Source organism: Bacillus sp. FJAT-14266, from assembly GCF_001719225.1.
GTDB classification, from domain to species: Bacteria; Bacillota; Bacilli; order Bacillales; family Bacillaceae; genus Bacillus; species Bacillus subtilis.
Genome location: NZ_CP017072.1, coordinates 1,938,996 through 1,963,487, shown reverse-complemented (window position 1 = coordinate 1,963,487; position 24,492 = coordinate 1,938,996). Strand labels below are relative to the sequence as shown.

Annotated in this window: 31 protein-coding genes; 8 read left to right on the top strand and 23 right to left on the bottom strand. The window is 44.8% G+C overall.

Features of this window, described 5'->3' with window-relative positions:
* Nucleotide 1: 1 nt before the first annotated feature.
* The 8 genes from BGM23_RS10365 to ansA all read right to left on the bottom strand — a co-directional run bounded on the left by BGM23_RS10365 (nt 2) and on the right by ansA (nt 7,321).
* Nucleotides 2-229 (bottom strand): YqzK family protein, encoded by a 228-nt coding sequence (locus BGM23_RS10365; protein WP_003230440.1) that lies wholly within the window; start codon nt 227-229, stop codon nt 2-4.
* A 124-nt stretch (nt 230-353) separates the two neighbouring features.
* The gene (fur, locus tag BGM23_RS10360; protein ID WP_029726750.1) at nt 354-803 is read right to left on the bottom strand and encodes a ferric iron uptake transcriptional regulator; all 450 of its coding nucleotides are present in this window, start codon (nt 801-803) and stop codon (nt 354-356) included.
* A 112-nt stretch (nt 804-915) separates the two neighbouring features.
* Nucleotides 916-1,560, bottom strand: a complete 645-nt coding sequence (gene spoIIM, locus BGM23_RS10355) for a stage II sporulation protein M (protein WP_004398593.1) — start codon at nt 1,558-1,560, stop codon at nt 916-918.
* A gap of 100 nt (nt 1,561-1,660) precedes the next feature.
* Entirely contained in the window at nt 1,661-1,876 is a 216-nt protein-coding gene (locus tag BGM23_RS10350; RefSeq protein WP_003246030.1) for a hypothetical protein, read from the bottom strand.
* Between the two features lie 99 nt (nt 1,877-1,975).
* Entirely contained in the window at nt 1,976-3,295 is a 1,320-nt protein-coding gene (locus BGM23_RS10345; RefSeq protein WP_004398731.1) for an NAD-dependent malic enzyme, read from the bottom strand.
* A 17-nt stretch (nt 3,296-3,312) separates the two neighbouring features.
* Nucleotides 3,313-4,719, bottom strand: coding sequence for a malate-H+/Na+-lactate antiporter MleN (mleN, locus tag BGM23_RS10340; RefSeq protein ID WP_003230432.1), 1,407 nt, complete (start codon nt 4,717-4,719; stop codon nt 3,313-3,315).
* A gap of 140 nt (nt 4,720-4,859) precedes the next feature.
* Nucleotides 4,860-6,287, bottom strand: coding sequence for an aspartate ammonia-lyase (aspA, locus tag BGM23_RS10335; protein ID WP_003230430.1), 1,428 nt, complete (start codon nt 6,285-6,287; stop codon nt 4,860-4,862).
* A gap of 44 nt (nt 6,288-6,331) precedes the next feature.
* Nucleotides 6,332-7,321: an asparaginase gene (gene ansA, locus BGM23_RS10330; RefSeq protein WP_004399032.1), complete on the bottom strand. Its 990-nt coding sequence runs from the start codon at nt 7,319-7,321 to the stop codon at nt 6,332-6,334.
* A gap of 181 nt (nt 7,322-7,502) precedes the next feature.
* On the opposite strand from ansA, the gene ansR reads away from it, so the two are divergent.
* Nucleotides 7,503-7,853, top strand: a complete 351-nt coding sequence (gene ansR / locus BGM23_RS10325) for an HTH-type transcriptional regulator AnsR (RefSeq protein WP_004399024.1) — start codon at nt 7,503-7,505, stop codon at nt 7,851-7,853.
* 8 nt (nt 7,854-7,861) lie between these two features.
* Here ansR and BGM23_RS10320 read toward each other — a convergent pair whose 3' ends face one another.
* A complete protein-coding gene (locus tag BGM23_RS10320) occupies nt 7,862-9,025 on the bottom strand; it encodes a TIGR00375 family protein (RefSeq protein ID WP_003246128.1) in 1,164 nt (387 codons plus the stop codon).
* Nucleotides 9,022-9,579, bottom strand: a complete 558-nt coding sequence (nudF, locus tag BGM23_RS10315) for an ADP-ribose pyrophosphatase (protein ID WP_004398600.1) — start codon at nt 9,577-9,579, stop codon at nt 9,022-9,024. Before nudF ends, BGM23_RS10320 begins: the two co-directional genes overlap by 4 nt.
* Nucleotides 9,580-9,653: 74 nt before the next feature.
* On the opposite strand from nudF, the gene mciZ reads away from it, so the two are divergent.
* Both mciZ and BGM23_RS10305 read left to right on the top strand, forming a co-directional pair.
* A complete protein-coding gene (gene mciZ, locus BGM23_RS10310) occupies nt 9,654-9,776 on the top strand; it encodes a Z-ring formation inhibitor MciZ (protein ID WP_003230420.1) in 123 nt (40 codons plus the stop codon).
* 62 nt (nt 9,777-9,838) lie between these two features.
* Entirely contained in the window at nt 9,839-10,759 is a 921-nt protein-coding gene (locus BGM23_RS10305; protein WP_004398525.1) for an aldo/keto reductase, read from the top strand.
* Between the two features lie 31 nt (nt 10,760-10,790).
* Here BGM23_RS10305 and BGM23_RS10300 read toward each other — a convergent pair whose 3' ends face one another.
* Nucleotides 10,791-11,015 carry a YqkE family protein gene (locus BGM23_RS10300; protein WP_010886561.1) on the bottom strand — a complete coding sequence of 75 codons (225 nt, stop codon included), beginning with the start codon at nt 11,013-11,015 and terminating at the stop codon, nt 10,791-10,793.
* A gap of 161 nt (nt 11,016-11,176) precedes the next feature.
* Here BGM23_RS10300 and BGM23_RS10295 point away from each other — a divergent pair, with 161 nt between their 5' ends.
* Nucleotides 11,177-12,094 (top strand): alpha/beta hydrolase, encoded by a 918-nt coding sequence (locus tag BGM23_RS10295; protein ID WP_004398519.1) that lies wholly within the window; start codon nt 11,177-11,179, stop codon nt 12,092-12,094.
* 39 nt (nt 12,095-12,133) lie between these two features.
* Here the strand turns inward: BGM23_RS10295 and BGM23_RS10290 are convergent, their stop codons facing one another.
* The 7 genes from BGM23_RS10290 to BGM23_RS10260 all read right to left on the bottom strand — a co-directional run bounded on the left by BGM23_RS10290 (nt 12,134) and on the right by BGM23_RS10260 (nt 16,313).
* Complete coding sequence (locus tag BGM23_RS10290) at nt 12,134-12,373, bottom strand: YqkC family protein (protein WP_003230411.1); 240 nt, start codon at nt 12,371-12,373, stop codon at nt 12,134-12,136.
* Between the two features lie 12 nt (nt 12,374-12,385).
* Entirely contained in the window at nt 12,386-12,709 is a 324-nt protein-coding gene (locus tag BGM23_RS10285; protein ID WP_003226552.1) for an iron-sulfur cluster biosynthesis family protein, read from the bottom strand.
* The gene (locus BGM23_RS10280; RefSeq protein WP_004398771.1) at nt 12,706-13,737 is read right to left on the bottom strand and encodes a bifunctional GNAT family N-acetyltransferase/GrpB family protein; all 1,032 of its coding nucleotides are present in this window, start codon (nt 13,735-13,737) and stop codon (nt 12,706-12,708) included. The genes BGM23_RS10285 and BGM23_RS10280 overlap by 4 nt, the downstream gene beginning before the upstream one ends.
* On the bottom strand, nt 13,730-14,074 hold the full coding sequence (locus BGM23_RS10275; RefSeq protein ID WP_003245961.1) for an antibiotic biosynthesis monooxygenase family protein: 345 nt from the start codon (nt 14,072-14,074) through the stop codon (nt 13,730-13,732). Before BGM23_RS10275 ends, BGM23_RS10280 begins: the two co-directional genes overlap by 8 nt.
* A gap of 9 nt (nt 14,075-14,083) precedes the next feature.
* Nucleotides 14,084-14,554: a GNAT family N-acetyltransferase gene (locus BGM23_RS10270; RefSeq protein ID WP_004398668.1), complete on the bottom strand. Its 471-nt coding sequence runs from the start codon at nt 14,552-14,554 to the stop codon at nt 14,084-14,086.
* A 185-nt stretch (nt 14,555-14,739) separates the two neighbouring features.
* Nucleotides 14,740-15,078 (bottom strand): YolD-like family protein, encoded by a 339-nt coding sequence (locus BGM23_RS10265; protein WP_004398477.1) that lies wholly within the window; start codon nt 15,076-15,078, stop codon nt 14,740-14,742.
* A complete protein-coding gene (locus BGM23_RS10260) occupies nt 15,075-16,313 on the bottom strand; it encodes a DNA polymerase IV (protein WP_010886562.1) in 1,239 nt (412 codons plus the stop codon). The genes BGM23_RS10265 and BGM23_RS10260 overlap by 4 nt, the downstream gene beginning before the upstream one ends.
* A gap of 165 nt (nt 16,314-16,478) precedes the next feature.
* Here BGM23_RS10260 and BGM23_RS10255 point away from each other — a divergent pair, with 165 nt between their 5' ends.
* The 3 genes from BGM23_RS10255 (at nt 16,479) to BGM23_RS22020 (ending at nt 18,670) form a co-directional block, all read left to right on the top strand.
* A complete protein-coding gene (locus BGM23_RS10255) occupies nt 16,479-16,685 on the top strand; it encodes a YqzH family protein (protein WP_004398642.1) in 207 nt (68 codons plus the stop codon).
* A gap of 543 nt (nt 16,686-17,228) precedes the next feature.
* On the top strand, nt 17,229-18,482 hold the full coding sequence (locus BGM23_RS10250; protein WP_029726749.1) for an MDR family MFS transporter: 1,254 nt from the start codon (nt 17,229-17,231) through the stop codon (nt 18,480-18,482).
* A gap of 29 nt (nt 18,483-18,511) precedes the next feature.
* On the top strand, nt 18,512-18,670 hold the full coding sequence (locus BGM23_RS22020; RefSeq protein ID WP_004398585.1) for a hypothetical protein: 159 nt from the start codon (nt 18,512-18,514) through the stop codon (nt 18,668-18,670).
* Here BGM23_RS22020 and BGM23_RS10240 read toward each other — a convergent pair.
* From BGM23_RS10240 to BGM23_RS10220, 5 genes are all read right to left on the bottom strand, one after another.
* On the bottom strand, nt 18,667-19,053 hold the full coding sequence (locus BGM23_RS10240; protein ID WP_015251763.1) for a VOC family protein: 387 nt from the start codon (nt 19,051-19,053) through the stop codon (nt 18,667-18,669). The two genes, BGM23_RS22020 and BGM23_RS10240, sit on opposite strands and share 4 nt — an antisense overlap.
* A 4-nt stretch (nt 19,054-19,057) precedes the next feature.
* Nucleotides 19,058-20,017, bottom strand: a complete 960-nt coding sequence (gene coaA / locus BGM23_RS10235; RefSeq protein ID WP_003245966.1) for a type I pantothenate kinase — start codon at nt 20,015-20,017, stop codon at nt 19,058-19,060.
* Between the two features lie 71 nt (nt 20,018-20,088).
* Nucleotides 20,089-21,435 carry a D-serine ammonia-lyase gene (gene dsdA, locus BGM23_RS10230; RefSeq protein WP_015251762.1) on the bottom strand — a complete coding sequence of 449 codons (1,347 nt, stop codon included), beginning with the start codon at nt 21,433-21,435 and terminating at the stop codon, nt 20,089-20,091.
* A 71-nt stretch (nt 21,436-21,506) separates the two neighbouring features.
* On the bottom strand, nt 21,507-22,286 hold the full coding sequence (locus BGM23_RS10225; RefSeq protein ID WP_015483409.1) for an SDR family oxidoreductase: 780 nt from the start codon (nt 22,284-22,286) through the stop codon (nt 21,507-21,509).
* A gap of 5 nt (nt 22,287-22,291) precedes the next feature.
* Nucleotides 22,292-23,251, bottom strand: coding sequence for an MBL fold metallo-hydrolase (locus BGM23_RS10220; protein ID WP_029726748.1), 960 nt, complete (start codon nt 23,249-23,251; stop codon nt 22,292-22,294).
* A 404-nt stretch (nt 23,252-23,655) separates the two neighbouring features.
* Between BGM23_RS10220 and proC the strand changes: the two genes are divergently transcribed.
* Complete coding sequence (proC, locus tag BGM23_RS10215; RefSeq protein ID WP_029726747.1) at nt 23,656-24,492, top strand: pyrroline-5-carboxylate reductase; 837 nt, start codon at nt 23,656-23,658, stop codon at nt 24,490-24,492.

Here is a 24,492-nt window from a genome sequence, read left to right as displayed (position 1 = left end):
TCTACTCCCCGTTTTGGTAAAAAAAGATCAACCGGTCGAACCATCCGCCTTTTTCATCCTGATCCATTTCAACAACTTTTACAGCGGAGCCTTCCGGTTTATCATACCGATGATAGTTTTCATACTCTTGATTCACCCATATCATAGCATAATAGAACAAAGCGGTAAAACCGGTAAACAGGATGAAAACTTTCAATGCATCGACAGCTGTTTTCAGGAATCTTCCCATGTCCTAATCGATCCTTTCCCTATGGTTCCAGTTATATAAACCATATGCCAAATCAGAAAGGTTTTATACATAGAAACAGCAAAAAACCCTTTCCCTATGAGAAAAGGTTCGCGCTCGGCACCGTCTATTCAGTTTCTTTTCCGTAACAGCGGTGGCAAATGCCGTGAAACGTCAATCTATGATCTTTAATCTTAAATTTCCAATCACGTTCAATGATTTCTTCCACGTCTTCAAGCAAATCTTCTTCAATTTCATCAACGGCTCCGCACTCCATGCACACCAAGTGGTGATGAAAGTGAGCTGCTCCCTCTTTCCGAAGGTCGTAACGGGACACACCGTCTCCAAAGTTAATTTTATCTACGACTTTTAATTCAGTTAATAATTCAAGCGTACGGTATACTGTAGCGAGACCGATCTCAGGAGATTTCTCTTTTACGAGGAGGTATACATCTTCTGCGCTTAAATGGTCTTCTTCGTTTTCAAGCAGCACTCTTACTGTCGCTTCACGCTGTGGCGTAAGTTTATAGCTGGATGAGTGCAGTTGTTTCTTAATACGATCAATACGGTTTTCCATGTCTTTCCCTCCTACGCCGCATTCCATGACTCATTATAACAAAATACGCGCAGAGTTCCAACTATAATTATTATAAACTGATAAATAAAATGGTTTTCTTTTAATAATGATTTTAAAAAAGTCTAGATGTAAGCTTTTCCATTAAAACAGGAGATAAGTATGCTTCAAAGAGAGATGAAATCAGCGCTAAAAACAGAATGACCAGCAGCACAAAGGCATACCGCCCGAACCATTGAATCGGCGCGTCATGCAGGCTTCGTTTCACGAACAGCTGTCTGATTAACTTTAAAGAAAACGCAATTGCACATGTGCCCATAATGAGATAAGCCGGAATCAGCAGCACATTTTGCGGCAAAACGGAGACAAATGATAGGAAAAACCCGCTTACTCCCATCTGATTGACTAGGAACCCGACAGTAAAGCCGACGACGATCCCTTTCAGAAAGATCATAATGAAAATAATCGGCATCCCAATGACGGAAATTCCCAGTATCCACATCAGGCCTAAATACTTTGCATTATGAAAGATACTTTGCCCAAACATATCAGCTGAACTTGCCTGTTTTCCATCCGAAAGCTGTCCAAAAAATTGACTTAAGTAGTAGTATAAATCTTCTTTCTGGCTGATGGTCATACTGTTGACAATAATCGCGCCAAAGATGACACCCATGAAAAACAGCACTGACACAAATATATAAAGAGAGAGATGATCTTTGACATGCCTGAGAAACATGTCCTTATAAGAGATTTTTCGCATACCGTTTCCTCCCGCCCGCTCTAGTGATTTGATTTAATAGATTGTATGAAAGAAACAGAAAAACATGCCCTTTTTCAAAAAGAAACAATAGAGATGAATGCTAGGCGGCTTTTTGGGGCACAAAAAAATCCTTATCATCAACTGCTGTATGATCATAAGGATTCTTATGCTTCCGTTTATTCAAAATCTCTTTTTTGCTTTTTGTCATTCTTCCATGTGTGCTGAAAGATGGTGTGCTGCCTCTTGATAATAAGACGTCACGTCCGCCGTTTCTCAATCGATGCCCCCGCTTCTTTTTCGCTTGGCTTTTTGCCATGTGATCACTCCCTTTTTTATTTTCATAGTAATGATAACAAAATTGAACAATGATAAGAAAAAAACAGCACCTGCTACGACAGGTGCTGTTTAGCTACATTTATTTCACTGCTGTAAGAGCTGCATGCTCGACAGCTGCTGCTACCGCATGATGGACTTTTGAATCAAGCGGCTGAGGGACAACATCACCTTGTTTAGTGCAAGCTGCGATGGCCTCTGCTGCTGCGACAAGCATATCATGATTAATCTCCGTGCTTTTTGCGTTAAGCGCTCCTCTAAAAATCCCTGGAAAACCGAGTACATTATTAACAGAACGCCCGTCAGCTGCATATGCGGCGCCAGCCTGCAGTGCGGCCTCCGGCTCAATTTCCGGCTTCGGATTCGATAAAGCCAGAATCACTTGACCAGAACGTACAAATGCCGGTTTTATTAAACCCGGAACGCCCGTTGTAGCAATGACAATATCACATGTTTCCATAAGCTCCTCAATACTGGAAACTGCCTGTCCGCCGTATTGTTCGAGACGGTTCATTGCTGACTCTGATTTGTCTGTTCCGTATACAGCATTCACACCATAAGCCATGAACATCCGGCAGATGGCCACGCCTGCTGCGCCAAGGCCGATTTGCCCCACTTTCGCTTCCTTCAGGTCAACCCCCGCACTCCTGCATGCCGAAATGGCAGCTGCCAGCGTCACTACAGCTGTACCATGCTGGTCATCGTGCATAACAGGGATGTTCAGCTCCTCTTTTAGGCGATCCTCGATTTCAAAACAATGCGGCGAACCGATATCCTCAAGAAGGATGCCGCTAAAGCCCGGAGAAATATGTTTTACTGTTTTGATGATTTCTTCAGGATCACTCGTATCAAGCAGTATCGGAATGCCGCTAATACCCGCCAGCTGATCAAATAAAGCAGCCTTTCCTTCCATGACAGGCATGCCAGCCACAGAGCCGATATTCCCAAGGCCTAAAATTGCGGTTCCATCCGTTACAATTGCAACAGAATTGCTGATCGTTGTATAAATAGAAGCTTTTTCAGGTTCTTTTTCGATCAGTCGGCACACGTCCGCAACACCTGGTGTGTAGACACGTCCCAGCTCTGCCAGTGAACGGATCGGCATTTTGCTTTTCATTTGGATTTTTCCGCCTTCATGTGCGGACAGGACTTCATCAGATACGGTGTGAAGCCTGATCCCTTCTCCGAGGGCCTGTACAGCCGCGATCACTTCCTGAAGCTGTTCTTCATTCTCCACTTGAACGGTAATATTCCGCATTGTGTAATTGGGTCCGACTTTTACCGTCTCCACTTCACCAATATCCCCGCCCAGAAGGCCGATGGCCGTAGCCACCCTTCCAAGATTTCCGGGAACCGAAGGCGTTTCGATCATCAGTGTCCGAATCATGTGTTTCGCTATCATTCAGTGATCCTCCCCTATTAGCCTAGTTTTTCGGCTTTAACTGTATTGTTTTTCGTATACCATATAAATTTTCCTGTATAACCATAGATAATTGCAAGACCTATTGCTACAAAACTGAGCCACATAAACGGCAGATAAGAGAAGGTAGAAACACCTAAAATACCAGCCATGTAAATCCCATTATCAGACCAAGGAACCATCCCCGAAGTCAATGTTCCCCCGACCTCTGAGTTACGTGATAACACTCTTCTGTCCAGATGTAAGCGATCATAGCTGTCTTCCATAATTTTCGGAGTCAAAATAAGAGATACATACATCGCACAGCCGAAGATGTTTGCTAAAAACGCTACGATCAGTGTAGACAATGTGACATTGCCGGCTGAAGTTAATTTCTTTTCAAACGTTGAAACAATGACTTTTAACACGCCGAGTTTCTCAAGCAGACCGCCAAAACCAAGGCCAAAGATGATGACGACGAGAGAATCAAGCATACCGACAATTCCACCGCGGTTTAACAAGCCGTTCAAAAATTCAACATCCGTTTTAATAGAGAAGCCGTTGTACGCAGTTGCAATCGCATGGGCAATATCCATTCCTTGGAAAACAACAGCCCAGATTGCACCGAGTAAAGCGCCAATTACGATAACTGGCATAGATGGCTTTTTCATCGCCAATAAGACTATGACGAGAACTGCCGGGATCAGCATCCAAATATGAATGTCAAACGTGTTTTGCAAAGATGATTTTAAGAATTCAACTTTATCAAGATCAATATTTTTCCCGCCGTACATAAATCCAACAACTGTAAAGAGTATAGCTGTAATGACATAAGCAGGTATTGATAAATAAAGCATTGCTCTCACGTGAGCCAATACATCGACTTTTGATAGTGAAGAAGCTAGAACTGTACTGTCAGACAGCGGAGACAGCTTGTCCCCAAAATAAGCACCTGAAAGAATAGCTCCCGCTACTAGAGGAAGCGGAATGCCTAACCCCTCTCCAATTGCGATCATGGCAATGCCGGCAGTTCCGACTGTTCCCCATGACGTTCCTGTTGCCACAGACATAATGGAACAAATAATTAACGTTGCCAGTAAAAAGATACTTGGGTGAATAAATTCCAGTCCGTAATAAATCAAAGTCGGCACAACGCCTCCGGCAATCCATGTTCCGATGAGCGCCCCAACTGAAACGAGAATCAGTACGGCTTCAAGGCCATTTGATATCCCATGTACAATCGCATTTTGTAAATCTTTATAAGAATAACCGAGTCTAATACCTAAAAGCATTGCAATAAACCATGAAACAAAAAGCGCCAGCTGTATCGGCAAGTCGAGAAAGACTGTAAACGATAGAACAAGTGCTAAAAATACTCCTAGTACAATAATAATTTCAAATAGTGTTGGCAATCTTACATCCTTCAAAAGAAGTCCCCCTTCATGTAAAAGCTAAAACGCTTTCAATATATAGTGCAACACGTATACTATACTTCCTCATCCCTATGTTGTAAACAGCTTATTCATCCGACTATTCGGAGATGAATAAGCTGTATTTTATACAAATTTTATTTTTCTAATAGTTCTTTCCCTGCGATACCTGGTTTGGTCATCTCATATGGGTTTAAAATAATATCCAATTCTTCTTCAGTCAGCACATCATGCTGCAGACAAAGATCCCGGACAGATTGCCCTGTCATAATTGCTTCCCTGGCAATTCTAGCTGCCGCTTCATACCCAAGATGCGGATTGACAGCTGTGATCACGCCTGCGCTTTTTTCTACGTATTGCTTCATACGCTTTTCGTTGGCTTCAATGCCTTTTAAGCAGTTGTCAGTGAACGAACGGAAGCCGTTGTTCATGATGCTGATGGATTGAAGCAAATTAAAGACAAGCACGGGCTCCATGACGTTCAACTCAAGCTGGCCGGCTTCTGAAGCAAGGCAGATTGTATTGTCATTTCCGATAACCTGGAACGCAATTTGGTTGATCAGCTCCGCCATAACCGGATTGACTTTCCCCGGCATAATAGATGAACCCGGCTGACGTGCAGGCAGAGAAATTTCCGCAAGTCCGGCGCGCGGTCCCGACGCCATTAAGCGCAGGTCGTTTGCGATCTTCGACATGTTCATCATGCAGACTTTTAATGAAGCTGATACCTCTGTATAGGCATCTGTATTTTGTGTCGCATCAACAAGATGATCAGCGCCGACAAGAGGAAGCCCGCTAATATCAGCAAGGTGCTTTACTACCTGTTTGATATATTCAGGATCAGCGTTCAGCCCTGTACCAACAGCAGTTGCGCCCATGTTGACTTCATACAGGTGCTGGCGCGATTGCTTGATTCGTTTGATATCACGCTCGAGAACACGGCTGTAAGCTTCGAATTCCTGGCCAAGACGGATCGGAACCGCATCTTGAAGGTGTGTCCGGCCCATTTTAATAACAGAGTCAAACTCCTGTGCTTTTTGCTTAAACACACTATGCATATCTTCCATTGTTTTCAGCAGTTTTTCTAAGAGCTTCAATGTGGAAATATGGATAGCAGTCGGGAACACATCGTTCGTAGACTGTGACATGTTCACATGTGTGTTTGGACTTAAATGGATATAATCTCCCTTTTTATGTCCCATGATTTCAAGCGCCCGGTTTCCGATAACCTCATTCGCGTTCATGTTCATAGAAGTTCCGGCACCGCCCTGAATCGGATCGACGATAAACTGATCGTGCCACTTGCCTTCCAGAATCTCGTCAGCGGCTTGTACGATAGCTTGGCCAATTCCTTCATACAGCCGTTTCACGTCCATGTTGGCAAGAGCCGCAGCTTTTTTCACAATCGCCAGTGCGTTAATCATTTCCTCATGGATTTTGTATCCTGTGATCGGAAAATTTTCAGAAGCACGGAGCGTCTGAATTCCGTAATAAACATCTGCTTCAATTTGTTTTTCCCCAAGGAAGTCTTTTTCCACGCGATATTCTTTTTGGCCGTTTAACATAATCTTTAACCTTCTTTCTCTTTGCTGGTTATCGTTTTTACATTTTACAGGACAACGTCATCAGCTATCGGCGTTTCCATAATTCTCTTGACGACAGGAAGATCCGAAGACTGACCTAGCGCCCACATCAATTTTGGCACAATTGCTTCTGTGTTCATATTTCTTGATCGGATAATTAAGTCTTGGTTGACTCTGCGGCCAACCTCGTAAATGCTCATGTCTTCGCCTTCTTCAAGACATTGAGTCGTAATGACGACGACAATGCCGCTTTCGATCAGTTCATTCACTTTTGACAAAATGTCTCTGCCTTCAAACGGCACTCCTCCGCTGCCATAACTCTCAATGACAATTCCTTTGTACATGCTTTTCAGGGCATCAAACATTTCGGGCTTTAAGCCTGGATGCAGCTTCAGCAGACATACATCTGTGCATAGTGAAGTGTCAACTGTGAAGGTGTCGTTCTCAGGTTCCGTTACTTGTTTGTTGTATTCGATCCCGTCTTCATTGATAAAAGCGATATATGGGTAATTGATGCTTTCAAATGCGTCGTAGCTTTTCGTTCTTAATTTGATCGCACGCGTTCCCTGAATGACTCTGCCGTCAAACACAACATAAACGCCGCCCACGCCTTCACAGGCAAATCGAATGGCATCTGTAATATTTTTTTTGGCATCGGTTTTTTGGAACGTGATCGGAATCTGCGAGCCGGTGATGACAATCGGCTTTTTGGCATGCTGCAGCATATACGATAGTGCGGCAGATGTATAGGCCATTGTATCTGTACCGTGAGTAATAACAAACCCGTCATAGGCATCATAATTTTCCTTAACGGCTTCTGCTATTTCCACCCAGTATTCAGGCTGCATATTGGTGCTGTCTATATTCATAAGCGACTGAGTTTCCATTGTGTAATCGTTATCAAGTTTTGATACGTAACTTAATAATTCATCAGCCTTGACTCCGGGAGCCAGCCCATTTTCCCCTTCAACTGAAGCAATCGTTCCCCCAGTTGTCAACATCAATAATTTTTTCATACCATGCACCTCTTCACTGTATCTAAAGATGGGTTGCGAGAAGGTATTCGCTTTTCGCATACTTTTAATGCAATTATAGACACGGAAAATAAAATACGCAAGACATTATTATTCAATTCGCGTACACTTCCTAATACCTATATGATATAATCAGCTCAAGGTGAAAAAGGAGCGGAAGTTCATGAATCTAGATCGTTTAACTGAATTGAGAAAAAAGAAAAATTGGTCGCTTCAATATACAGCTGACCTTCTCGGTATCGCAAAAAGCACATATGCCGGCTACGAGTCAGGCTACCGACGGCCTTCACTTGAAGCGCTTGCCATGCTGGCTGACCTCTTTGACACAACCTGCGATGAACTTTTAGGCCGCGAGAAACAAAAGCAGACTGCTCCTCAGGCCATAGAATTGGCCACGTGGAGCAGCCTCGACTTTACCATTTCTGTTGATGGCCAGCCGCTGAGTGAAGATGAAATCATCCAGCTGATTACCTTTATACGCACAAAAAGAAAAGTACAGGAGGAACTGAGTTAATCTTTAGCTCACGGTTTAATTTTACCGTAGGTTCCTCCTCCTCCGGCTTTCAATTCCAGTTTTCCGGATCTCGCTTTTACGATAAGCGCCGCGGTTTTCGGCGGGACAACGCGAGCCAAATCTTCTTCTGCAGCCTCATGAAGAACAGCCATTTCTGTTCCGAAGGCTTTTTTTAGTTTGTCCAGCGTTTTCGGGCCTACACCCGGAACAAATTGCAGCGGGATCTGATGTACATATCGCGGACGCGGGACGCGAACTTCAAGCTGATCACTCAATTCACGCAATCTATCGCTGACTCCCTTGGTAAATCTGGCTTTTCCGCAATTCGCGCACGCTGTTTCCCCGCTTACAGCAGGCTCTCCGCACGCTTCGCAAGCCGTCTGATAATATTTCCCCAATAACGGGTCCAAGCCATAATTTGCGATAATTTTCCTGTCATCTTGTCCCTTTAATGCAAGAGCAAATTCAGTAAAATCAGCTGACTGCACATATAATTCATTATATTCTCTGCCGATTTTCCCCAACGAATGCGCATCAGAATTTGTTAAAAAAGGATACGGATTCAATTGCGATACGTGTGATGCCATGTCTGTATCACAGCTTAATCCAAGCTCCACCGCGTCTATCATAGATGGATCAAAAACCTCAGTTAAGCTTGATTTAACCCCTTTTCCATATAAGCTTTTATGCGGCGTAAAGATATGGGCGGGGATAAACAGGCCGCCCATATCCTGCACTTTTTTTTGCAGGTTTAAGCCCGTTTCATAAATCCGCTGCGAGCTTAAATGAATATTTTTCAGCCGGGCTGACAGCCAGTTTGAAAACTGTTTCATATCAGCCAGCGTCGGCATAAATACGAGCACATGGATCGGTCCGCTGCAGGCTTCATCATAAATCTCCAGCTCGCTCCCCAATAAAAGAGTCGTGCTGCGATAACGGATTCCTCCCCCGTCAAGCTCGCGATATTTTCCAGATGAAATGCCTTCCTCAAGCTCTAGAATGACTTCCGGAGAATGACAGTCGATAATGCCGAGGAGTTCAATTCCTTTATGTTCACTGGCTTCAACCAAAATTCTGTCCAGCGTTAATGTTTTGGCGCCTGTTATTTTGACAGCCCTTCCTGTAAAGGTCCGGCCGATATGAATGTGCAAATCCGCGTAAATCTTTTTCATTTTTGTGCTTGGAGCGCTTCTTTCAGCTGAAGATACTGAATCGCGTAGGCTGTTTTAGCATCATATACTTCACGCGATTCAACCAGCTTTAGCGCATCTTCAAGCGTCACCTCCATCACTTCAACAAACTCGTCCTCATCAAGCTCCCGTTTTTCTTCAAGCACAGAAAGCTCCTCAGCAAGAAAAACGTGAACGATTTCATCTGCAAATCCGGGTGATGTATAAAACGCAGTTATTTTTGTCAGTTTTTTTGCTGTATAACCGGTTTCCTCTTCAAGTTCCCGAAGTGCCGTATACTCCGGCTCCTCACCTTTTTCAAGCTTACCGGCCGGAATTTCAACGATCGTCCGCTCAAGCGGCTTACGGAATTGTTTGACCATGATGATTTTCCCTTCATCTGTGACGGCTAGTACCGCTACAGCTCCAGGGTGTTTCACAATTTCACGTTTACTGGCTTTGCCGTTTGGCAGCTCTACATCCTCGACATAAAGATCAATGACTTTACCCGAAAAAATCTGTTCTTTGGCAATTGTTTTTTCTTCTAATGATTTCATTTCTTCATCTCCCGTTCTGTCTCTATATGATGCCCCATACATTTTATCATACTAGAGCAAAAGGGGGCTTCTTCGTGAAAGTGCACCGCATGCCAAAAGGTGTTGTCTTAGTCGGAAAAGCATGGGAAATTCGAGCGAAGTTAAAAGAGTATGGACGCACATTTCAATATGTGAAAGATTGGATCTCAAAGCCATAAAAGTTGAAACTTTAGCTCCTTTATATTACGGTCAATACAAAGCCTAAAAAAGGAGTGTGCACATGAGAAAGCGCAAATTGGGTACATCTGATTTAGACATTAGCGAAGTCGGACTCGGCTGTATGTCTCTTGGAACTGAAAAAAACAAAGCATTGTCCATTCTGGATGAAGCGATCGAGCTTGGCATCAACTATTTGGACACAGCGGATTTGTATGACCGGGGACGCAATGAAGAAATTGTCGGTGATGCGATCCAAAACAGACGCCATGATATTATTCTGGCAACAAAAGCGGGAAACCGTTGGGATGACGGAAGCGAGGGCTGGTATTGGGACCCTTCAAAAGCTTACATAAAAGAGGCGGTAAAAAAGAGCCTTACACGTCTGAAAACAGATTATATCGACCTTTATCAGCTCCACGGCGGCACGATAGAGGACAACATTGATGAAACGATTGAAGCGTTTGAGGAATTAAAACAAGAAGGTGTCATCCGCTACTACGGCATTTCTTCCATCCGCCCGAATGTGATTAAAGAATATGTAAAAAAATCAAACATCGTCAGCATTATGATGCAATTCAGCCTGTTTGACAGACGCCCTGAGGAATGGCTCCCGCTTTTAGAGGAACATCAAATCAGCGTAGTCGCCAGAGGTCCTGTTGCCAAAGGGCTCTTAACTGAAAAACCGCTTGATCAAGCTTCAGAAAGTATGAAACAAAACGGGTACTTGTCCTATTCATTCGAGGAACTGACAAATGCCCGTAAGGCAATGGAGGAAGTGGCTCCCGATCTTTCCATGACAGAAAAGTCGCTGCAGTATCTGCTAGCACAGCCGGCTGTCGCTTCAGTGATTACAGGCGCCAGTAAGATTGAGCAGTTACGGGAAAATATTCAGGCAGCAAATGCACGGCGTTTAACCGAAGAGGAAATCAAAGCGCTCCAATCTCATACGAAACAAGACATTTACAAAGCTCATCGCTCATAGCAGAAAAACCAGCACCTGTACGGGTGCTGGTTTATTTATATTGATGCCAATCCATTTGGCTTTCATTTAGGAGTTCTTCAAAGCTCTTATTTTTTTCGATCTCTTTTTTCTTTCTAATCTGTTCTGCTTTTTCTCTTTTCTGCCTCTTTTCATCCTCTTCCTTCAATTGGCTCTTCATCTCCATAAGCTTTGCTTTGATATCGGATTGAAGGCCGTCTTTTAGCTGGTGTTTGTCAATGGATTTTTGTTTTTTCATGCAGACTTCCCCCATGTTTTGTTTTGAAGCCAGTTTATCACGGAGCATATAAACTGAACAAGCAGACTCTCTTCTGATCACTTTCTCAGCGTAGCAGTGTTTAGGTATAATGATCTTAAACACGAATTGCCTATATATTTCGTTGAAAGGTGCTGTGACTTTTGAAGAAAATCCTTTTGGCCATTGGCGCGCTCGTAACAGCTGTCATCGCAATCGGAATTGTTTTTTCACATATGATTCTATTCATCAAGAAAAAAACGGATGAAGACATTATCAAAAGAGAGACAGACAACGGACATGATGTGTTTGAATCATTTGAACAAATGGAGAAAACCGCTTTTGTGATACCCTCCGCTTACGGGTACGACATAAAAGGATACCATGTCGCACCGCATGACACACCAAATACCATCATCATCTGCCACGGGGTGACGATGAATGTACTGAATTCTCTTAAGTATATGCATTTATTTCTAGATCTCGGCTGGAATGTGCTCATTTATGACCATCGCCGGCATGGCCAAAGCGGCGGAAAGACGACCAGCTACGGGTTTTACGAAAAGGATGATCTCAATAAGGTTGTCAGCTTGCTCAAAAACAAAACAAATCATCGCGGATTGATCGGAATTCATGGTGAGTCGATGGGGGCCGTGACCGCCCTGCTTTATGCTGGTGCACACTGCAGCGATGGCGCTGATTTTTATATTGCCGATTGTCCGTTCGCATGTTTTGATGAACAGCTTGCCTATCGGCTGAGAGCGGAATACAGGCTCCCGTCTTGGCCCCTGCTTCCTATCGCCGACTTCTTTTTGAAGCTGAGGGGAGGCTATCGCGCACGTGAAGTATCTCCGCTTGCTGTCATTGATAAAATTGAAAAGCCGGTCCTCTTTATTCACAGTAAGGATGATGACTACATTCCTGTTTCTTCAACCGAGCGGCTTTATGAAAAGAAACGCGGTCCGAAAGCGCTGTACATTGCCGAGAACGGTGAACACGCCATGTCATATACCAAAAATCGGCATACGTACCGAAAAACAGTGCAGGAGTTTTTAGACAACATGAATGATTCAACAGAATAAAAAAGCGAAAGGCCTCTTCGGCTCTTTCGCTTTTTTATGTTACAGAACGTCGGTAATGCCATCCATATTTTCTCTGATCCATTCAATCGCAAGATCTATCGTTGTAAACTCCTGCGTCTCGAAGGTCATTTCATCCTGCAATAGCCAGACATCTTTCTTGATGGACTCTGCTCCTCCGATTGACCAGTGAAGCAAGGTATAAGGATGGTTTTGATTCAGGAAGGATACCCACGTTTTATTTTGTGCTGTGTTCTTCATTGCCTTCAGCTTTTGTTCCACGTTTCGCGTCTCCTACTTTACTAATATGCTCATTCTGGGGCTGAGCATTTCAGCCGGGCTTTTCAGCGCCAATGTTTTGGCTTTTTCATTGTAATCGATCGTCATTTGATCGTCAAAAAACACTTTTTGCGACGATTGGATATACAGCGGAATGCCGTTCGTTTCCAGCTGCTCGCACTGTCCCGTTAATTCTTCTGCCAGCCAGATTGTCGGGACACCGCTTACCGCGCAGCCGCATCCTTCTGCATCGTAACGAAGCTGGGCTTTTTTTCCCGGGTTGGCGTCAAACGCCTGCTGCAGTGCCTGTTTTGCTGCATCTGTCACATGTATGTTCATAAGGTGAAACCCCCGTTTTCATCATTTTCGCTATTGTAGCATACAATACTGCCATTCGCATTGTTTCTGCCTTTTTTCCACCGCTTCGCATTTTCTTCTGCAGTCTTGATCCACTCATCTTTCCCTTGTATATACTGATTGATGCTGTCAGGGTGCTGGGCCGCCAGCTGTTTTTTGAGAACGGCGTATTCTTTCGCTATGTTTGGATGAGCTCTGAGATAATCTCTGAATAACAGATGCCTTTCAATAGCAGGGTTTCCCTGTTCGTACATATGGACATGATGAGTGCGTTTATTTCCGCCCTTTTGGAAATAACGCCTGCCCGCTATACCGTTCTCACCTTTTGGTGTATAGCCGTTGGCCTTCATTTGTTCATCAAATTGGCTCACGGCTTCAATGCTTCTGACTTCAATTAACATATCAATGATTGGCTTCGCTGCCATGTTAGGTATTGATGTGCTTCCGATGTGATGAATAGCGATAATCTCCGGCCCGAACACAAGTTTCAGCCGTTCTTTTTCTTCATCGAAACATTCTGCCCATTTTTCGTTGTAGAGAATGATCTCAACTTTTCTTTTCGGATACAAATGAAAGACCGACAGCAATAGACCCTGCGCTGCTTTGACGGTTTCTGCCTTTTGGAATCCGGCCTGTGTATAGAGTGACACAGCCGGGGTATTGTTCTCGGCTGTGACTACTTCGATTTTCTCAGCGTCTTCATTATGATCAATGACAAATTGCAGAAGCGCTCGTCCAATTCCTTTTCTGAAACCGTCAGGATGCACAACAAGCCTGCAAATGGTGAGATAATGCATGTTTTTCTCATATGAAATGACACCGATCAGCTTGCCGTTTTTCCGATATCCCGCAAACCGTTCATGGGATGCTTGAATATCCTTTACCTTCTCTTGTAAAGCGGGAATACCGTCAAAACCGATAATCTCTGTTTCCTTTATGTAGGCGGGGATCTGTACGGCTAAAATCTCACGCGCTATAGTGGCTTCCTTATGCTGGAGAAATTCAATCATTCGTGTTCTCCTGAAACAGCCGCTGTCTGTCGACTTTTGCGACGCGGACTGCATACGACTCGTACCAAACGCTTCTTCCTTTTTCTTTTGCTGCTTGATGTTCAGTGTGATGCCTCCAATGGTTAATTGCGTCCATACTGTCCCAATAGGAAACTGTGATGCCCCTTCCATCCGCTTCACGTACGCTTTCCACGCCTAAAAATCCAGGCTGATCCGCCGCAAGTGATACCATCCGCTCCGCTGTTTCTCCATATCCTGTGTCATTTTCGCTTTTGACAGAAGAAAAAATGACTGCATAGTAAGGAGGCTCAGGTGTTTTTGATAAAAAATCCATCATATTTCCCCCTCATATGTTTTTGACAAATAGTACCCTGTCTTGGCCCGGGCCATCATAGTTTGCAAACACTGAGATGCCATTTACCGTTTTGGTGCCCTTTTCAATATCAAACCCCAATTTTGTGTGATATGCGATTGATACCTTATTCACAGGTGAAGTGACACACTTCACCCGGGTGCAGCCCCTTTGTTTTACTGTTTCGATAAATACATCATACAATTGTTTCCCAATTTGCATTTTTCTGAAATCCGGATGCACACCGGAAAAATGAATGTACGCCGTTTCAGGATCGGATTGCGATTGAAATCCGATTAAAAATCCCGTCATGCTGTTATGTTCGGATGTAATAAAGCTTGTGTCCTGAAAATGCTCAAAAAATAGTCTCGGCAATTTTTCTTTCAGCTGTCTGCCGCCCCACCATTCATTCAGTACAGACGTTACCATTTCATAATCTGAAGACGTGATTGTTCGAATATCCATTACGATTTGATCTCCCTCCGTCTGGCAAAACGAATGTCAGCTCTTTTTCTCACAATATAAAAATTATATTTTGCCTGGCTGGAATTGTAAATGCCTTCTTTCCTGTATCATACGTTTCCAGACTGCCGAGGGAACAATGTTTGATCATTTTACGCCTATTTCTCCCCCAAACAGGAGGAGAGACTTTACAGCACAATATCAAGCACTTGATCAAGTTTCAGCTTATAAAGCTGATCCTCGTCTCCTTTTATCCATACTGCTTTTTCAAACTCTTCATACCGGCAGATTTTCCCGGTGCAGCAGACAATCTCACCGTCCTGAAAGCAGCTGACAGTGATATCCTGAGCAAACTCCATCGCGGCGCAAAGCGTTTGATTCATCTCTTCCAGCTTATCGGGGTCAAGGATCGGCTTTTGCAGCTTCTGTTTAAGTCGCTTTCTCTCCAGCAGGCTTTGCTTATGTTCCGGCAGAAACATCCTGCTCCCTTCCCACAGCAGGTTGCCCCTTTTTAAATGGTCGTTCATTTATAATGCCCCCCTATTTTAGCCGCACGTTCAAATGCCTGGCCTGCCGCTGTCAGTGACGCCGCCCTGATGATTGCTGTATCGCCGAATCGATTTTTAATGCCATCCATCACATAGCCTAGGCTCATTTTCTTTGCATAATCCTGAAATAAATTGAGCTGCCATATGTCATCAGATGAGAGCTGAGACAGATTGACACCGAGGCGGCGGACGGGTTTCCCGTCCCAAAATGTAAGAAACAGCCGTCGTACAGCCTCATATACATCCTGCGTAGAATTAGTCGGCTCTGCCAGCTTCACTTGCCGGTTGAAGCCCGTCGGCCAATCAAAATCAGCACCCCGGCAGCTCACTGACACTGTCTGCCCCATGACCCCGGCGTTTCGGCTTCGCCTGCACACCTCTTCACTCAGCTCAAGCAATACGACCTTGATTTCTTTGTCAAAGTGTTCGTAGTCTCTCGGGAGAGTCATTCCATGACCTATCGCCTTTTGCCCGTCCAGAGACGAAGTTGACACAGGGGAATAGTCGATTCCGTTTGCCGTCATCCACAGCACGTGGCCGTTAATGCCCCATTTCTTTTTTAAAAGATCGAGCGGAAAAGCCGCGAGCCCGCCGATCGTGCTGATGCCCATTCGATTTAAATGATGCTTCATGCGGCTCCCGACGCCAAACATGCTGCCCACCGGGAGCGGCCACATTTCGGTTTTCATATTTTCTTTCGTTAAGGTAAAAATACCGTTCTTATTCTTTTTGGCAAAATTGTCACACGCAATTTTGGCCAGCGCTTTGTTAGGGCCGATTCCGACCCGTGCATAAACGCCGATCTCCCGCATGATTCTGCCCTGAATGCTTTTCGCGATCTCCATCGGCGTCCCAAACAGCTTCTGGCTGCCTGTAATGTCCATGAACTGTTCATCGATGGAATACGGCTCCACAAGGTCTGTATACTCCTCGAGAATGGCCGTAATTTGCAGTGATACATCAATATACCGCTGCATACGCGGCCGGAGCACAACAGCCTCAGGACACTTTTCCTGCGCCTCCCACAGCCGTGAAGCATTCACCACACCCTTTTGTTTCGCCAGCGGGCAGGCAGCCAATACGACTCCGCCCCTTTTTTCAGGGTCACCCGAAACAATGACGGGCCTATTTTTCAAATGTGGATTTTCCGCTTTCTCTACAGATGCATAAAACGATTGCATGTCAACGAGAAAAATCACTTTTTCTTTCATCATACACACCTCTAAAAAGAACTTATGTTCGCTTTTCATTATATGCGAAAGTATGTTCGTTTTATACTGGTAAATGATTCTTGTCTGACAGAAAATATGATCCAAGGGTTTGAGAGAAGAAAAACATTTAGTAGAATAAAAGCGAAGCATAAGGATAGGAGAGTCATGATGGAGAAATTTGTCGAAAAAATGCTGGGACAGGCATTGCGGCAATACGGCAGAAACGTTGCTATAGATCCGTTAAGCCCGTATGAAAAACAAAGCCTGAAAGCGGCTCTACAAGAGAGACGGAATGAAGAACCAGATGAGGATTTGCATGCGCATATAGAAGATATCATTTATGACTATGTCACAAACCAAGGCCTGTTCTCTTAAACGCATGACTGTCAGTCTTTCAGCCGCTGATGCGGCTTCCCTTTGAAAACACCGCCTGAAACAAATAAACAGTCTCAGGCTTACAGAAAAAGCAGGATTTTCTCACGCTCCATAGATTCATATGGCCTGGCGTAAAATTCCCCCTCAGAACTCGCGCAAAACGGAATAAGCTGTCCATGATCACGCGTATACACTTTTTCGAAGAGATGTGCTCTCTTGTTCTGTCATGAGGCCCATGCCGGTTTTCAGCGTACATCTTGATCTCATAGCCGGTTTCACTGCCGATATGATCCACGTCCTGGCGGCTTAAACTCTTTTAATGTTTCAAACACACCCTCACTGAAATCGGACATCCCGTCATTTTCCTTCTTTCAAGATGTAAACTCCGTCAGCCACACGCATCCTCAACGCAAAGTATATTGCCATCCATACAATCAGGCATACTACATGTCAATAACGAAATATTTTGAACGATCTATTGGAGAAGGAAATTTTTTCATATATGATAGAGAAAGATCATACATACAGGAGAGAATATAATTCATGAAGAAATGGAAAGATATCCACCCGATCAGCTGGACAATTATAATCGGAACCATTTTCGGCAGAATGGCAACATCGATGAGCATTCCTTTTTTAGCGATTTATTTGACAGCCGTCCAAGGCGCATCAGCTTCCTATGCAGGGCTGGTCATCGCCGCGAGCTCATCAGTCGGCATCCTCGCAAGCTTTTACGGCGGATATATCTCAGATAAATTCGGCAGAAAAAACATGATGCTTGTATCAATTTTCGGATGGATGCTGGTATTTGCAGGCTTTGCGGCGGCATCTCATCTCTGGGTGTTTTTTGTAGTTAACGCATTAAACGGTCTTTGCAAATCACTGTTTGAGCCCGCTTCAAAGGCCTTGCTGTCTGATATGACAGAAGAAAAAACGAGACTGCTAGTTTTTAATTTACGCTATGCGGCTATTAATATCGGCGTTGTCTTCGGACCTGTGCTTGGCCTATATTTCGGCTCATCGCAATCGACTACGCCCTTTTTGGTGCCTGCAGTCATTTACGGACTATACGGAATTGTGCTTGCCCTCCAATTTAAAAAACATCCATCCTTATCAGCACCAGCCCAGTCCCGAAATATGAGCGTGCGGGAAGCGTTTATGGTCACGCAAAAGGATTATCTTTTTACCATTGCTTTGGTCGGCATTACGCTATGCACCTTCGGCTACTCACAATTCAGTTCCACATTCCCTCAGTATATGGCGCAGAACCCCTTGATCGACAATGGAACGAAGCTGTATGGGCTGATGCTGACATTAAACGCAATCGTTGTGTTGGCGACGCAATTTCCCATTGTCCATTTTGCAAAACGTTTTTCGCCGCTTTGTTCTCTTATGCTCGGTAATGTGATGGTTAGTATCAGCATGGCCATTTTTACCGTATCACACGGTGTTCCTTCAATTGTGATGATTGTCATCACATTTACAATCGGCGAAGTGCTTTTATTCTCTATGATGGATTTGTATGTAGACCAGATTGCAAAACCAGGATTAAAAGGCACTTATTTCGGGGCAATCGGTTTTTCACAGCTCGGAAACGTCATCGGCCCTTGGGTCGGGGGGATATGTATAGACCTGTTTGGCGCTGGCCGGCCGATTTATATTTTTTCTGTCCTGAGCGGCATTACCCTGCTCGGCCTGCCATTTTTAGCGTTCGCCTATCGGCAAATGAAAATGGAGACCACAAAACACCGTTCCCGTCTGGAAAAGCCGCTTTACATAAAAAACGGAAGAGAATGAATCTCTCCCGCAAACATGAGGTGAAGAACATGAATATAGGTGATGTGATGTTTCAGCTGTTTGTATTTATTATATTTGCCGCTGTCGTCTTTGCGGCTGTTACAGGCTTCAAGTATGCGAAAAACCGAAAAGCGCAGCTGGATCGCATTGAGAAAAAGCTGAACAGCCTGTCCGAAGATCACGATTAACAGCTTGGGGCAACGAGCTCTACCTTAATCCGGTCTGGATCCTCACAAAAGACTGCATAATGCCCGTCTCCTCCGGCAAAAGGATGCCTGTCTCGGTACAACACACGATAACCTTTTGCCGTCAATTTTTCAGTCATCTGATCGACTTGAAGCTTGGATTCAGCATGAAATGCGAGATGGTTCAGACCGACTCGGCATCTATGGTATTTCGGCTCTAGAAATGACTCTTTCGCCTGCACAATCACTAGGTAAAAACGATCTTTCTTCCAGCTGATGCCTGAGCTCCATTTTTGATACTCTTTAAAGCCAAGTTCTTTTAAGAACCAGCCCCAAAACCGCCTAGACGCCTCCAAATCAGAGACATACAGTTCGATATGATGCACAATTTCATACCCTCCTTACCAGCACTTCCTCGACCTTATGCCCGTCTCCCTTACGCAAAATGAGATCTGACCTGAATTTAGTCGGCAAAATATTTTCATATAAATTCGGCCGGTTGACACTCTCCCAAATCGAGGCTGCCATCTCGTCAGCCTCCTGATCGGACAAGTCTTTAAATTTATGAAAATATGAATCAGGATTTTGAAAAGCTGTTTCCCGAAGCAGGCGAAAACGCTCTAAATACCAAGTGAAAATCCGGCTTTCCTCCGCATCCACATAAATCGAAAAATCAAAGAAATCGGAAACAAAAATACGCGGGTTTTCCCGGTCATCCTCCAAGGTGGGCGACTGAAGAACATTAATGCCTTCAATAATCACAATATCCGCCTGTTCTACAACCTCGAACACACCTTCCTCGCGGTCATAGGTTAGATGGGAATACACCGGGGCCTTTACGCTGTCCTTTCCTGATTTTAAGTCATTCAAAAATTCGAGCAGCGCCTTTACATCATAGCTTTCAGGAAATCCTTTTCTTGACATCATATTTTTCTTTTTCAGCTCGGCAGTAGGAAATAAAAAACCATCTGTCGTGATAAGGCTCACTTTTGGACGGTCAGGCAAACGCGAAAGCAGCTTCTGCAAGATCCGCGCCGTCGTGCTTTTTCCGACTGCGACACTGCCGGCAATGCCGATAATAAACGGAATTTTGGCTGAATGTGGGTGCTTCAAAAAAACATTGACATGCTTATTGCGTTCAGCCGCAGACTTGACATGTAAATGAAGCAAGCGAACAAGCGGAATATAGATCGTCTCCACTTCTTCAACAGATAGATAATCATTCAATCCTTCCACAGCTTTTGCCTCTTCTTCAGATACAGCAATCGACAAATGCCCCCCAAAACCAGACCAAGACTCCCGATTGTGCTGTGTATATAAAGTATGTAGGTTAAGTTCTTTATTTTTCACTGTTTACACCTGACTCTCTGTAGGTTAAAACCCTTACAAAGATTGTAACGGAAAACCTTTTCACTGTCTGCTTATTTTTCATTTCGTTTTTTTAGCAAATCAGCACCGATTCGGTTATACGCAGCCATTTCATCTTTTGGAACCATGCTTCCTCCCGTTCCCCAGACGACATGTACGGCATGTTCCATCTTATATTTCTGAGCATAGTGCCTTCCCTCTTCTGTCGTAAAAAGCTGAACCGGCCCGAACATGCCGGAAAGAGCAGAGGGCTCTAAATATTTATCTTCAGATACAGCCAGCATATGAAGCAAAGTATAAAGCGTATTGTCCTCTACCGTATAACAGCCGCTCAGAAGCGGTTCAATCAGCTTGCCGACAAATCCTGACGGCCTCCCTACGGCAAGTCCGTCAGCAGCAGTCTGATTATCCAGGCCGATATCCTGGACGGAGATCTTTTCGTGAAGTCCTGAATAAAGCCCTAACAGCATACAAGGTGAATGAGTTGGTTCTGCGAAAAACACATGAACATCATCTCCGTATAAAAGCTTCAGCCCAAATGCTACACCGCCCGGTCCTCCGCCGACTCCGCACGGCAGATACACAAACAAGGGCGTCTCAAGACTTGGCTTTATATTCATACAGTCAAGCTGCGTTTTTAATCGGCTTGCAGCAACAGCATATCCTAAGAACAGCTGTCGAGAATGTTCATCATCAATAAAATAACAGAATGGATCATGTTCCGCCTGCCGTCTCCCTTCGTTCACCGCTTCGCTGTAATCTGTTTCGTACTCCATAACAGTGACTCCCTTTTGGCGGAGGAGATCCTTTTTCCACTGCTTAGCATCGGCGGACATATGCACTGTCACGCGAAAGCCGAGTGCCGCGCCGATGATGCCGATGCTTAAACCTAGATTTCCTGTCGAACCGACAGCAATCGAATAGCGGGAGAAAAACCCGGTAAACCGCTCTTCCTGTAAGATGCGGTAATCATCAGTTTCCTGAAGCATTCCTTCTTGAAGCGCGAGATTTTCAGCATGCTTTAACACTTCATAAATCCCGCCCCTCGCTTTAATCGATCCTGAAATCGGAAGCTCATGGTCACACTTTAAAAGCCATCTTCCCGGAAATGGCTGCTGATATGCCGCTTCCAGCTTTTCCTTCATATGCTGCACCTCAAAAAGCGGAGACTCGATGATTCCTTTAGCGCCTTTCGTCTCAGGAAACACCTCGGCAATGTAAGGTGCAAACCGCCGCAGTCTTTTTTCCGCTTCCGCTATCTCCGTTGCCCACTCATCTGCACGGGGTATTGGCCCCTCTTTCTTGCCTGAATTTGCCCAGAATACAGGCTCTGCATCAATCAGTTTCTGAATAAATGGATCTTTAAGCAGAGCATGAAGGACTTCTGAATGAACTGACATTCAACAATCTCTCCCTTCCACAAAAACTGCCTCGTGAAAAACAAGTCATTCCTCTACAAGCAGTTCCATCATTATTTTTTCATGAGCGCGCGTCCTGCCAGCTTTTCTACAAGAGCTGGAAACAGCTGATACAGCTTAGTGCCGGCATTCATTAAACGCGGAAGATTGATCTCCCGCTTTTTCGTAAAAATTGCAGCTGTAATTTGAGCTGCCACGTCATCAGGATCAAGCATCCAGCGGCCGACATTTTTGGCGTAGTCCCCGCCTTTATCAGCAATGGAAAAAAAGTCCGTCTGAATCGGTCCCGGGTTGACTGTTGTCACATAAATGCCGGTTCCCGAAAGCTCCATCCGCAAAGCGTTTGAGTAACCTAACACGGCATGTTTGGTCGCGGAATACAGGCTCGACTTCGGTGTTGCGATTTTCCCCGCTTGAGAGGCGATATTGATGATATGGCCCTTTTTTTGCTCAAGCATTTGCGGAAGCACCGCTTTTGTACAGGCGATCAGGCCGAAGACATTCACATCAAACATCGCTTTCATGTCATCCAATGTAGAGTCTAAAACCGTTTCAAATATACCGAAGCCCGCATTGTTAATCAGTACATCAACCGAGCCGATCTGATCGCGGACCCGGGCGATATCCTCTAGGCGGCCGACATCCAGAGGAAAAATCTCACACTGTCCGCTCCATTCCTCGGTTATTTTCCTTTTGATTTCTATCAAACGATCCTCGCGTCTAGCCGACAGAAGGACATGGGCTCCTTCAGCCGCGCATAAGTATGCGATTCTTTCACCAAGCCCTCCTGAAGCGCCGGTTATCCAAATCCTTTTTCCCGCTATATGTTTCACCCATTTCACCTCTTCATTGTTTTAAAGTATGCGGTATTTCCTTCCCAATATGACGTGATGGCTTCTTCAGCCTCCAACACATCAAGGTGACCTGCCGTTTCTGACATCGTTAAAAACAATTCCTTTTCATATACAGCAGGAAAAAGCTGCTGACAGACCTGAAAAGCGGTCATCGGCTTTTCATCCAGCATGCGACGCACATCCTCCGTCCTGTTCCTCTGCTTGTCAAAACGCTTCTCAATCAGCGCTTGTACACTGGTGATAGGCTCGCCGTGACCAGGAAATACGATTGTTGGATCAAGTTGAGACAGCCTTCGCAATGACCGCTGATAATCCACTAAAGGCTTTGACCTGACGTCACCCGCTTTCGGCGCTTCCAAAATCGGATTAGACGAGCTGTTTGCCAGCAGTAGATCGCCGCCAAGCATCCTTCCGCTTTTTTCATGGAACAGAACGATATGCGATTCAGCATGTCCAGGCATCTCCAACACAGACCAGCCCTCAAGCCCATCTATGCCCATACCTTCTCTAATTGATTTTGTCAGAGATCTCGTACAGGAAAATGCGTACGCTGATCGAATCAGCTTTTCTACCTTCCCCGTATCAAATGGAACGCCTAATTCAGGCAGCAGCTTTTGAAAAAAACGTTTTTGCCAATCCATAAAGGCTTGATTTCGGCTGATATAAGGTTCGTTGAACGCATGCCCAATCACTTCGATTTCATCTGAAAAGACATCAAGCAAGCCTGCATGGTCAGCATGATGGTGAGTCAGTACAACCTGCTCGATATCTGATATTTTCACATTTACAGCGGCAAGCTGCTCTTGTAGGGCTCTGGCAGCCTCTTTTGTATTCGGCCCGGCATCGATAAGTGTCAGCGCATCACCTTTTACGAGGTAAACGATAACATCGCCGACAGCAAACGGCGTCGGGACGCGGATCGCAATTACATCTTCAGTTGTCATCCTTTCGCTCCTTGTCTTCATTCATTATTCATATTTTAGCTTTTTCTCGGTCTTGTGTCATTATTGCAGAATGAGAACAAACCTTTTTGAAAAAGCTATTGACATTAGCTTGTCCGCCATTGCATAATGAACAACAAACTAAAACGAGAACCATTGGAACGCTATGACGAGGAATAGTATACAAGGCAATGGCCTAAGAGAGCGATACCCCCGGCTGAAAGGTGTTGCGGCCCGCTTGTTTGTAGAACCTGCCCTCAAGTCGCGGTTAGGAAAACCTAAACGTTTCCCGCGTTACGGGGATTTGAGCTGAGCACAATTTGTGCTAATGAGGGTGGTACCGCGAACCTTTTCGTCCTTTACGTGATGAAAAGGTTTTTTGTTGTTCTGATAGAAGGAGGATATCAATGAAAAAGATAGGATTTGTCGGCGCCGGGTCAATGGCAGAAGCAATGATCAACGGCATTTTGCAAAGCGGCATCACAAAACCAGAACATATCTATATTACAAATCGCTCAAATGACGAGCGTCTGATTGAATTAAAGGAAACGTACGGCGTGCGTCCATGCAGAGATAAAAATGAGTTTTTCACTCACACCAATATCATTATCCTCGCTTTCAAACCGAAAGACGCGGCGGAAAGCATCGACAGCATCCGGCCGTATATCAAGGACCAGCTTGTCATTTCAGTACTTGCAGGCCTTACCATCGAAACCATTCAGCATTATTTTGGCAGAAAGCTCGCAGTCATTCGCGTCATGCCTAATACATCAGCGGCAATCAGAAAATCAGCAACCGGATTTTCCGTAAGCACGGAAGCAAGCAAGAATGATATAATTGCCGCAAAAGCTCTATTGGAAACAATCGGTGAGGCAACACTGGTTGAGGAGCGGCATCTTGACGCTGTCACTGCAATTGCAGGCAGCGGCCCGGCCTACGTGTATCGTTATATTGAGGCGATGGAAAAAGCGGCACAAAAAGTAGGATTAGATAAAGAAACGGCAAAAGCACTCATTTTGCAGACAATGGCAGGGGCAACAGATATGCTCCTTCAAAGCGGCAAACAGCCGGAAAAGCTGCGTAAAGAAATCACCAGTCCTGGAGGCACTACAGAGGCAGGTCTTCGCGCTTTACAGGACTCCCGCTTTGAAGAAGCAATTATTCACTGTATTGAAGAAACAGCTAAACGGAGCGCAGAAATCAAAGAACAGTTTGCCGGTGCCGCCTTAGAGAGACATTCTTAG